Source organism: Geomonas sp. (assembly GCF_035254065.1).
In the GTDB taxonomy this organism is placed as follows: Bacteria; Desulfobacterota; Desulfuromonadia; order Geobacterales; family Geobacteraceae; genus Geomonas.
Map to the genome: position 1 here is coordinate 1 of NZ_DATFBA010000027.1, position 9206 is coordinate 9206.

Annotated in this window: 8 protein-coding genes and 1 pseudogene; 7 read left to right on the plus strand and 2 right to left on the minus strand. The window is 62.1% G+C overall.

Annotated features, from left to right (window positions below; genetic code table 11):
• Nucleotides 1-830 (plus strand): annotated as a pseudogene (locus VJ604_RS01510) (cytochrome B6); the annotation flags it as partial.
• 57 nt (nt 831-887) lie between these two features.
• Nucleotides 888-2387 (plus strand): 4-alpha-glucanotransferase, encoded by a 1500-nt coding sequence (gene malQ, locus VJ604_RS01515; RefSeq protein ID WP_324079617.1) that lies wholly within the window; start codon nt 888-890, stop codon nt 2385-2387.
• Between the two features lie 230 nt (nt 2388-2617).
• Here malQ and VJ604_RS01520 read toward each other — a convergent pair whose 3' ends face one another.
• Together VJ604_RS01520 and VJ604_RS01525 are read right to left on the minus strand one after the other, a co-directional pair.
• Nucleotides 2618-3151 (minus strand): DUF4142 domain-containing protein, encoded by a 534-nt coding sequence (locus VJ604_RS01520; RefSeq protein WP_324079618.1) that lies wholly within the window; start codon nt 3149-3151, stop codon nt 2618-2620.
• Nucleotides 3152-3279: 128 nt separating this feature from the next.
• Complete coding sequence (locus VJ604_RS01525) at nt 3280-4065, minus strand: Fpg/Nei family DNA glycosylase (protein ID WP_324079619.1); 786 nt, start codon at nt 4063-4065, stop codon at nt 3280-3282.
• 223 nt (nt 4066-4288) lie between these two features.
• On the opposite strand from VJ604_RS01525, the gene VJ604_RS01530 reads away from it, so the two are divergent.
• The 5 genes from VJ604_RS01530 to VJ604_RS01550 all read left to right on the plus strand — a co-directional run bounded on the left by VJ604_RS01530 (nt 4289) and on the right by VJ604_RS01550 (nt 9143).
• Complete coding sequence (locus tag VJ604_RS01530) at nt 4289-5740, plus strand: DegQ family serine endoprotease (RefSeq protein ID WP_324079620.1); 1452 nt, start codon at nt 4289-4291, stop codon at nt 5738-5740.
• Between the two features lie 182 nt (nt 5741-5922).
• Nucleotides 5923-6540, plus strand: a complete 618-nt coding sequence (locus VJ604_RS01535; protein ID WP_324079621.1) for a YajG family lipoprotein — start codon at nt 5923-5925, stop codon at nt 6538-6540.
• Between the two features lie 37 nt (nt 6541-6577).
• Nucleotides 6578-7591 (plus strand): aldo/keto reductase, encoded by a 1014-nt coding sequence (locus VJ604_RS01540; protein WP_414652378.1) that lies wholly within the window; start codon nt 6578-6580, stop codon nt 7589-7591.
• Between the two features lie 17 nt (nt 7592-7608).
• Nucleotides 7609-7797, plus strand: a complete 189-nt coding sequence (locus tag VJ604_RS01545) for a hypothetical protein (RefSeq protein WP_324079622.1) — start codon at nt 7609-7611, stop codon at nt 7795-7797.
• A 275-nt stretch (nt 7798-8072) separates the two neighbouring features.
• Nucleotides 8073-9143 (plus strand): pyridoxal-phosphate-dependent aminotransferase family protein, encoded by a 1071-nt coding sequence (locus tag VJ604_RS01550; protein WP_324079623.1) that lies wholly within the window; start codon nt 8073-8075, stop codon nt 9141-9143.
• Nucleotides 9144-9206 lie beyond the last annotated feature (63 nt).

The following is a 9206-nucleotide window of genomic DNA, read 5'->3' on the forward strand; positions in this document are numbered from 1 at the left end:
CGGAGCTGGGCGACGTCTCGCGCGGCGAGGTGGTCTCCATCAACAACTACTACCGGCTGTTCAAGGATATCCTGACCCCGGTGCAGCTCGACGGCCTGCGCATGCTGCTCACCCCCTTCCCCCAGGAGGAGTTCAACCCCACCGATGACCGCAAGTCGGCACAGGCGAGCCTCGGCGTCGCCTGCCTCGATTGCCACGTGAACGGCCACACCACCGGGCAATTCCACCTTAGCCCGGACATCCGCCCCCAGGAGCGCCGGTTCCGCCTGGACACGGTCAGCCTGCGCGGGCTCTTCAACCAGCAGGTCCATTCCTCCAAACGGAGCCTCCGCTCGGTGGAGGACTTCTCCGAGTTCGAGCAGCGCACCGCCTACTTCAACGGCGACGAGATCCACGCCGCCAAGAAGGGGATGAACATCCTCAACCGGGTGCAGGTCTCGCACATGGCCCAGATGCAGAACATGCTCGACTTCCCCCCCACGCCCAAGCTTGACCTCCTGGGCCGGCTGGACCGGACGAAGGCCACCGCCGCCGAGGCGGCCGGCGAGGACATCTTCTACGGCAAGGGGAAATGCGGCATGTGCCACATGCCTCCCACCTTCATGGACCACCAGATGCACGACCTGCATATGGAGCGCTTCACCAGGGAGCCGGGCGACGGCCCGATCAAGACCTTCACCCTGCGCGGCATCAAGGAAAGCCCTCCCTACCTGCACGACGGCCGCTGCTTCACCCTCGAGGACACCGTCAAGTTCTTCGACCTGGTGTTCGGCCTCAGGCTGAGCCAGGAGGAGCAGAACAACCTGGTGGCCTTCCTGCGGGTCCTCTAGTCATCCCGGCTCTCAAAGCCCCATCGCTTGCGGTGGGGCTTTTCATATGGAGGCACCATGAGACGACGCGGCTGCGGCATCCTCTGCCACATAACCTCCCTCCCCTCCCCCTACGGCATCGGAGACCTGGGTCCCGGCGCCTACCAGTTCGCGGATTTCCTGGTAGATGCCAAGCAGAGTTACTGGCAGATACTTCCTCTCAACCCCACCAGCCAGCGCTACTCCCAATCTCCCTTCTCCACCATCTCCTCGTGCGCCGGCAATACTTCCGTGATCAGCCCAGACATCCTGATGGGAGAGGGGCTGTTGACCGAGCAGGAGCTTGCCGATCATCCCGTCTTCCCGGACGACAAAGTCGACTTCCAGGCGGTTGGACGCTTCAAGCAGCAGCTGTACGGACGGGCCCATGCGAGGTTCAAGGAGCGCCAGGCAGAAGACCACGAGTATGAGCGGTTTTGCAGGGGGGAAGCAGCCTGGCTGGAACAGCACGCCTTTTTCACCGCCCTGTACCACCACCTGGGCGACATCCCGCTGGCGGAATGGCCGGAACGGATACGCAACAGAGACCCTGACGAGTTGATCCCTCTCTGGCAGTCGCTGTCGGACGCCATCGACCGGGAGAAGTTCCTCCAGTACACCTTCTACAAGCAGTGGCAGCGTCTCAAGAACTACTGCAACCTGAAAGGGATCCATCTCATCGGCGACTTCCCCCTTTTCATCAACTACGATTCGGTCGACATCTGGGTGCAGCCGCATCACTTCAGGGTGGACGAAGAGAAGCGGGCCTACGTGGTGGCCGGCAGTCCTCCCGACGACTTCAGCGCGGACGGGCAGATCTTCAACTGCGCGCTGTACAACTGGGAGGCCATGAAGGAGGATGGCTTCAGTTGGTGGCTCAGGCGCTTCCACTACCTCTTCAGGCTCTACGACTTCGTGAGGATCGACCACTTCAGGGGGCTCATCGCCTACTGGGAGGTGCCGGCCGAAGACAAGACGGCGGTGAACGGCAAGTGGCAGCCGGCGCCGGTCAACGATTTCCTGAACGCGCTTTTGCGGCGCTTCCCCACGCTGCCCGTGCTTGCCGAGGATCTCGGCACCATCACGCCGGATATCCGGGAAACCATGGCCATCTACGGCATCCCCGGCATCAAGGTGCTGCTGCTCGGCTTCGAGAAGGTGGACTTCGAAAGCGTCTACCTTCCCCACAACCACGTCCCCAACTGCGTGGTCTACACCGGGACCCACGACACCAATACGGTGATGGGGTGGTACAACCAGGGAAGCCAGGACGACAGGGAGGTGGTCTCCAGGTACCTGGGGCGGGACATTGGGCAGGAGCCCAACTGGATCTTCGTCAGGGTAGCCATGATGTCGGTGGCCAACACCGCCATCCTCCAGATGCAGGACGTACTGGGAACCGGGGAGGAGTCCAGGATGAACTACCCCGGCAAAACGGAAGGTAACTGGCAGTGGAGATTTCCCGACAACGGGTACCGGGAGCTTGCGCCGAGGCTCGCGGAGATGACGGAACTCTACGGCAGAACGCGCTACGGTTGAGCGGGGGAACGTACTTCTTCACGGCGCCTTCCACAAAGCACCTGTCCGACAGTCCTCTCTCCGTCAGTCCGCTCTCCCTCCGGGAGAGGGAGAGTTGAAGGAGGGTGAGCCCAGTAAAGGAGAAGAGAAAGGGCGAACGGAAGGACGAGAAACGAGAGGATACGCGAAAAGCAAAGAGGCCCTTCAGCTGATGCTGAGGGGCCTCTGTTGTATCTCCGCAAAGAGCGGCGTTATTTCATCTTGACGCCCACCTTCTGCGCCGTGTCCTTGGCCAGCTGGAGGTGCTGCTCCAGCGTCGGCAGGGTCTTGTCGATCCACTGCTTGAGCGCCGGGTTTTTCGCCTTCTTGGACTCCTTCTTGAACTTGGCGACGTCCTTCTTATGGTCGGCCACCATGTCCGCCATGTACTTCTTGTCGAAATCGGCACCGGTGTACTTGGAGAGCTTCTCCACCGTCATCTGGTGCTTGCGCTCGAGTTGTGCCGGGATCTCTACGTTGTTCTGGGAGGCCAGGGCTTTCAGTTCCTCACCGGCCTTGCTGTGGTCGGTCTCCATCTTCTTGCCGAAATCCTTGACCTCCTGCGCGGTCCCCTTCTGCTGGGCGACCTTGCCGAGTTCGACCTCCATGTCACCGCTGCTCGCGGCATCCTTGATGAATGCCTTCTCCGCGGCGGAGAGTCCCTTTTCGGCCGCGAACGCGGTCAATGCCATGCCACCGAATGCCAACAGAGATACCAGCGTCACCAATGCGAGTCCCTTTCTCATGTTGCCTCCTTGTCGTGGGCCGAAGCCAATAGATTATAAAAATCTAACCAAACATAGCGGTGCACTCTCTCCTTGTCAACCCGCTCGGCGATAAAGGTCCAAAAAAGATCCGCCTTCTCCCGATGACTCTACCTGTACAACTTCTGTTCCTCGGTATAGTAGGTGACCTTCGACTGTATCTGTTCCTTGATGATCCTGGCACCGTTGGGAGAGCTCTTGAGGTCGGGACCGTGGACCTTCAGGAAGTCGCGCACCTCCCCTGAAACGGCGTCCGGCCGCCTTCTCCTGATCTCCTCGACCGCCTCGTTGAGGACCGCCGGGATGGCCTCGACCAGTGCGTCGATGGCCTCGGGAGGAAGTTTTCCTGCCAACGACTTGGGGGAGATGCGCGCCCGCCAGAGGATCTCGTCAGAGTAGGCGTTGCCGATCCCGCCGATGACCTCCTGGTCGACCAGCAGGGCCTTGATCATCTTGTTAGGCTGCCGCTGGCAGGCGGCCTGCAGGTAATCGGCGGTCACCTTGAGTCCGTCGCGCGGTTGCTCTCCCCGTTTGGGATTGAGGGCAACCGTCGCCATCCCCCGCGGATCGGTCAGCGCCAGCGCCGAGCCGTCCGCGAAGGAGACGGCAAGGATGACGGCGTCGAGCTGCTGCAGTTCCTCAGTCTTAGTGAGGACGAAGCCACCCTTCAGCATGAGGTGGATGAAGAGGGTCGCGTCGTTGCTGAGGCGAACGAGCAGCTGCTTGCCGACTCGCTGCACCTTGTCGATCCGGGCGGCCACCATGCTGCGGGTGAGTTCCTCGGTCGGGACCTTCACACTCTTCTTGCCACGATAATCGACCTTGACGATCTCCTTGCCGACAACAGCCTTACTCAAGTTGTCGGCGAACACGGTCAACTCCGGCAGCTCTGGCATAGACATCCTCCTTGGCGACTCTGGCGGCTCAATCTCTGAAACAGATAGAACTATAATGTCTTCGGGGGAGAAATCCACTCATGTCACCTCCGGCCAGCATTGAAAGAGTCCGCTGCAAGGGGAGCTTTTCTCCCAGTGGAATGGAAGGGATTCCCTTGCTATTTCGTTTTTGTATGTTTTCCTGTAGTGAACGCAGAGAGAAGGGCCAGACAGGGAGGGCGACATGTCACTGAGATGGATGGCGGTTGCTGGACGAAGCTTCGTCATGTCGATGTTTTTCGTGATCGCCTGCGTGTCGACAGGTGGCTGCGAAAGCAAAGGGAGGACCGAGGTGATCGGTTTCCCGCAGTCCTTCGCCGATCTGGCCGAAAAGGTGGCGCCTGCGGTGGTCAACATCAGCACCACCTCCAAGGTAAAGGTGCCCGGTACTCCTTTCAACCACTTCTTCGGTGGAGGAGGGAGCGGCGGTGGAGACGACGAAGACCAGCAGTTCCGCGACTTCTTCAAGAAGTACTTCGGCAACATGCCGGACCGCGAGATGAAGCAGCAGAGCCTCGGCTCCGGCTTCATCATCGACGACAGCGGACTGATCATCACCAACAACCACATGATCGAGGGGGCCGAGGAGATCAAGGTGAAGCTTGCCGATGGACGGGAGTTCAAGGCCAAGGTAACCGGGCGCGACCCCAAGACGGACCTCGCGCTCATCAAGATATCCTCGACGTTCGGGCACCTCCCCTCCCTGCAACTGGGAGACTCCGACAAGGTACGGGTCGGGGACTGGGTCCTGGCGGTGGGGATTCCCTTCGGACTCGAGCATACCGTTACCCAGGGGATCATCAGCGCCACCGGCAGGGTCATCGGCTCCGGCCCCTACGACAACTTCCTGCAGACCGACGCACCGATCAATCCCGGTAACAGCGGAGGCCCCCTGGTCAACATGAAGGGAGAGGTGATCGGCATCAACACCGCCATCGTCTCCGGCGGGCAGGGACTCGGCTTCGCCATACCGAGTTCGCTCGCCAAGTCGGTCATCAGCCAGCTCAAGGAGAAGGGGAAGGTGGTCAGGGGCTGGATCGGCATCTCCATCCAGACCCTGACCCCGGAGCTCGCCCAGTCCTTCGGGCTCAAGGATGCCAAGGGAGCCCTGGTGGGCGATGTCCTGCCCGGGGGGCCTGCCGACAAGGGGGGCATCCAGCGCGGGGATGTCATCGTCTCCTACAACGGCAAAGCGGTGAAGGACGCTAACGACCTGCCGCGCCTGGTGGCGGAGACCCCGGTCGGCAAGGAAGTGGCGGTGGCGCTGATCAGAGACGGCAAGGAAGAAAGCCACATCGTGAAGGTGCAGGAGATGACCGAAGAGAAAGTGGCGGCCCAGTCGCCGGAGAACTCCGAGCAGAGTTTCGGCATGGAGCTGGAGGAGCTGACCCCGCAGTTGCGTCAGCATCTCGGCATAGCCGAAAAGAGCGGGCTGGTGGTGGACAGCGTCGAGGAGGGGACTCCCGCCGAGGACGCGGGGATCGAGTCGGGGGACGTCATAACCGAGGTCGACCGCAAGGCCGTCCACACCGCAGCCGAGTTCAAGGCCGCAGTGGCCAAGGCGAAAGGCCGGCCGGTGCTGTTGCTGGTGAAGAGGGGGAAACAGAGCTTCTTCGCCTCCTTGCAACCGGAGTAGCTTTTCCGATCATCGTCATCTTCCGCTCAGCTGACAGCCCCTCTCCTTCAAATAACAAATTGCGCAGCATGGGGCGGTAAGGCGAAGGAGGGAGCCGGTGAGGATGGCGTAGAAGAGGCGTTCAGCGCAGCATCACTGCTGATACGAAAAGGTTCGGAGTCGAGGAACGAACGGGAGGAATTATGGAACGAGTCAAATGTGGACTGATCCGGGTGCTGGCGATGGCGGCGATTTTCGCCGGGCTGCTGGGGTGCGCGACCCCGGACCGCCGGGCCGACATCCTTTACCGGCCGGCGGCCAACGTGACCGGAGGCAGCGGTGACCTTTACCTGGTCCAGGGCGTGCGTCGGCCGGCGGGGGAGTCGGCCTCCATCCAGTGGGTGCTCGGTAAGGTCACCGATGATGACGGTAAGCAGCTCGCCAACATCGTCACTGACATGGCGCCCTCCAGCCTGGTCCTGGACGCCCTCAACCAGGAACTGAAGCGCGCCGGCTACAACGTGATCCTGAGGGACACCGCTCCGGCAGATGCCAACAAGGCGCTCATCCTGAAAGAGGCGACCATCCTTGTGAACGATACCCATACCGCCGTCAAGGACGAGGTCAAATCCACAGTGAAGATAGCGGTGGAGCCGAGACGGCAAGGGACGTTGACCGGGGTTTCCGCCTATGAGGCCCAGTACTCGGACACCGGGCTTACCGACCGCGACCATCTCCCCGCCGATGTGCTGCAAAAAACCCTGCAACTCCTGATGACCCGAGCAGTACCGGACATGGTGAAGGTCCTGGAGCAGAAGTAGTCGGAACACAATCTCACGCCCCTGGAGGAGGTGCCCGATGAACCGCAGAGACTTCCTGAAAGGCTCGTCCATGGTTGCCGGCGCCGTGGTGGCGGAGCGGCTCGCCGCTCTGGATCGGATCGCCTTCGCGGCGGCAGGTCTCACCAAACAGGGGGTGCCTCGCCGCCCGCTGGGCTCCACCGGCGAAGAGATCTCCATGGTGGGGCTGGGGGGCGCCCACATCGGCAAGCAGTCCGACGAGCAGGAATCCATCCGCATCATCCGCTCGGCCATGGATGCCGGCATCACCTTCATGGACAACTCCTGGGACTACAACGGTGGCGCCAGCGAAGAGAGGATGGGGAAGGCACTCCGCGATGGGTATCGGCAGCGCGCTTTCCTGATGACCAAGTTCGACGGCAGGACCAGGGAGGCGGCCGCCAGGCAGATCGAGGAATCCCTCAAGCGGCTGAAGACCGACCACGTGGACCTCCTGATGTGCCACGAGGTGATCCGGATCAACGATGGGGACCGCTTTTTCGCCAAAGGGGGAGCGGTCGAGGCCGCGCTGGCCGCCCAGCGGGCGGGGAAGGCGAAGTATCTGGGATTCACCGGCCATAAGGACCCCGCCATGCATCTGCGTTTCCTTGACCTGGCGAAGGCCAACGGTTTCAAGCTGGACGCCGTGCTCATGCCCATCAACGTGATGGACGCCCACTACAACAGCTTCCAGCATCACGTTCTGCCGCGGCTGATCGAGGAGAAGATCGGGGTGCTCTCCATGAAGCCGCTGGCAGCCGGGCACATACTGAAGAGCCAGGCGGCGACCGCCACCGAGTGCCTCCGCTACGCCATGAGCGTCTCCCCCGGCACCGTCGTCACCGGCATCGATAGCATGCAGATCCTGGCCCAGGCCCTGGAAGTGGTGCGGGGGTTCCAGCCCATGACCCGTGTGGAGATGGCGCAACTTTTGGAGAGGACCGCCCCCTTCGCCTACCGGGGCAACTATGAGCTCTTCAAGACCAGCGATCAATACGACAGCACCGTGAAGCACCCGGAATGGCTGGGCTAGGCCGAGGCGGCGGGCCCATGAACCCCCTGTCCGAAAGGGTCGTCCAGATGGTGGTCATCCGGCTGCTGGCGGTTGTGGCGGTGGGGGGCCTGGCCTGTGCCGCCGCGGCCTGCTTGGAGATCGACCCGCTGGGCCCCGCCCTGATCGCGACCCTGATCATCCTCGCCAAGCTGGCGGTCACCTACCGCACCGACGACCCCGACTGACCACCCCTCCCCGCTACGGGTCCACTTCCCACTCCAGTGCCCCCCATCGCTCCGTTGTCCACCTCGTCCACGCCGTCCACCTCGTCCGTACCGTCCACCTAAGCGCCCCCCGCCCCACCCAGTCGCCAAAGTTGACATCGCCCCCGTCATCTGATAGCCTTCCAGTTTTCGCACGCAGCAGGCAAAGGCGCCTCCGGCGCCGATTCCCGCCCTGCCACCCCCGCCGCAGAAGCTGCCCGCAGAAAAGAAAAATCCGAGCAAGGGAGCCTTCCACAATGCACAAAAAGCTCTTCATTCCCGGCCCCATCGAGGTAAGCCAGGAGATACTGGACGCCATGGCGACGCCGATGATCGGCCATCGCATGCCCGAGTACGCTCGCCTGCACAAGGGCGTCACCGATAAGCTCAAGAAGCTGATGTTCACCGAAGATCGCGTCTTCCTCTCCACCTCCAGCGCCTTCGGCGCCATGGAGGGGGCGGTACGCAACCTGGTCGGCAAGCGTTGCGCCAACTTCTGCAACGGCGCCTTTTCCGACAAGTGGCACAAGGTCACCCTCTCCTGCGGGAAAGAGGCCGATCCCTTCAAGGTCGAGTGGGGCCAGCCGATCACCCCGGAACTGGTGGAGTCCGCCCTTTCCACCGGCAAGTACGACGCCATCACCCTGATCCACAACGAGACCTCCACCGGTGTGATGTCGCCGCTCCCCGAGATCGCCCAGGTGCTCAAGAAGTACCCGGACGTGGTCTCCATCATCGACACCGTTTCCTCCATGAGCGCGCTGAAGCTCCCCATTGCGGAACTGGGGATCGACTGCTGCGTCTTCGGGGTGCAGAAGGCCTTCGCCCTGCCGCCGGGGCTCGCCGTCTTCACCGCCAGCGAGCGGGCGCTGGAGCGGGCGAAGGGGATCGAAGGGCGCGGCTACTACTTCGACTTCCTGGAGTTCGCCGCCGCCGACGAGAAGGACAACACCCCCTCCACCCCGTGCATCTCGCAGATCTACGCCATGGACCGGCAGTTGGACCGGATCTTCGCTGAGGGGCTGGAGAAGAGATGGCAGCGCCACCTGGAAATGGCGCAGTTCATGAGGGGATGGGCCACCGAGCACGGTTTCGGGCTGTTCGCCGACGAGCCCTACCGCTCCCTGACGCTCACCTGCGCCACCAACGAGCGGGGGGTCGATCTCGCCCAGCTGAAAAAGCAGCTTGGCGAGCGCGGCTTCGCCTTCGACGACGGCTACGGCAAACTGAAAGGGAAGACCTTCCGGGTGGCCCACATGGGCGACATGCAGGTCGCGGACCTCAAGGAAATCACTGCCGAGATGGAAGGGCTCTTGAAGGGGATGTAATCAGGTACATCAAAGAAGGGGGGAAGTCTGTTCCCCCCTTTTTATTTGCTCTAAGAAACTCCC

Excerpts from the sequence above, each read along its gene's own strand:
- VJ604_RS01520 (WP_324079618.1), bottom strand. The coding sequence starts at position 3,151 with ATGAGAAAGGGACTCGCATTGGTGACGCTGGTATCTCTGTTGGCATTC.
- VJ604_RS01530 (WP_324079620.1), top strand. The coding sequence starts at position 4,289 with ATGTCACTGAGATGGATGGCGGTTGCTGGACGAAGCTTCGTCATGTCG.
- VJ604_RS01545 (WP_324079622.1), top strand. The coding sequence starts at position 7,609 with ATGAACCCCCTGTCCGAAAGGGTCGTCCAGATGGTGGTCATCCGGCTG.
- VJ604_RS01535 (WP_324079621.1), top strand. The coding sequence starts at position 5,923 with ATGGAACGAGTCAAATGTGGACTGATCCGGGTGCTGGCGATGGCGGCG.
- VJ604_RS01540 (WP_414652378.1), top strand. The coding sequence starts at position 6,578 with ATGAACCGCAGAGACTTCCTGAAAGGCTCGTCCATGGTTGCCGGCGCC.
- malQ (WP_324079617.1), top strand. The coding sequence starts at position 888 with ATGAGACGACGCGGCTGCGGCATCCTCTGCCACATAACCTCCCTCCCC.
- VJ604_RS01525 (WP_324079619.1), bottom strand. The coding sequence starts at position 4,065 with ATGCCAGAGCTGCCGGAGTTGACCGTGTTCGCCGACAACTTGAGTAAG.
- VJ604_RS01550 (WP_324079623.1), top strand. The coding sequence starts at position 8,073 with ATGCACAAAAAGCTCTTCATTCCCGGCCCCATCGAGGTAAGCCAGGAG.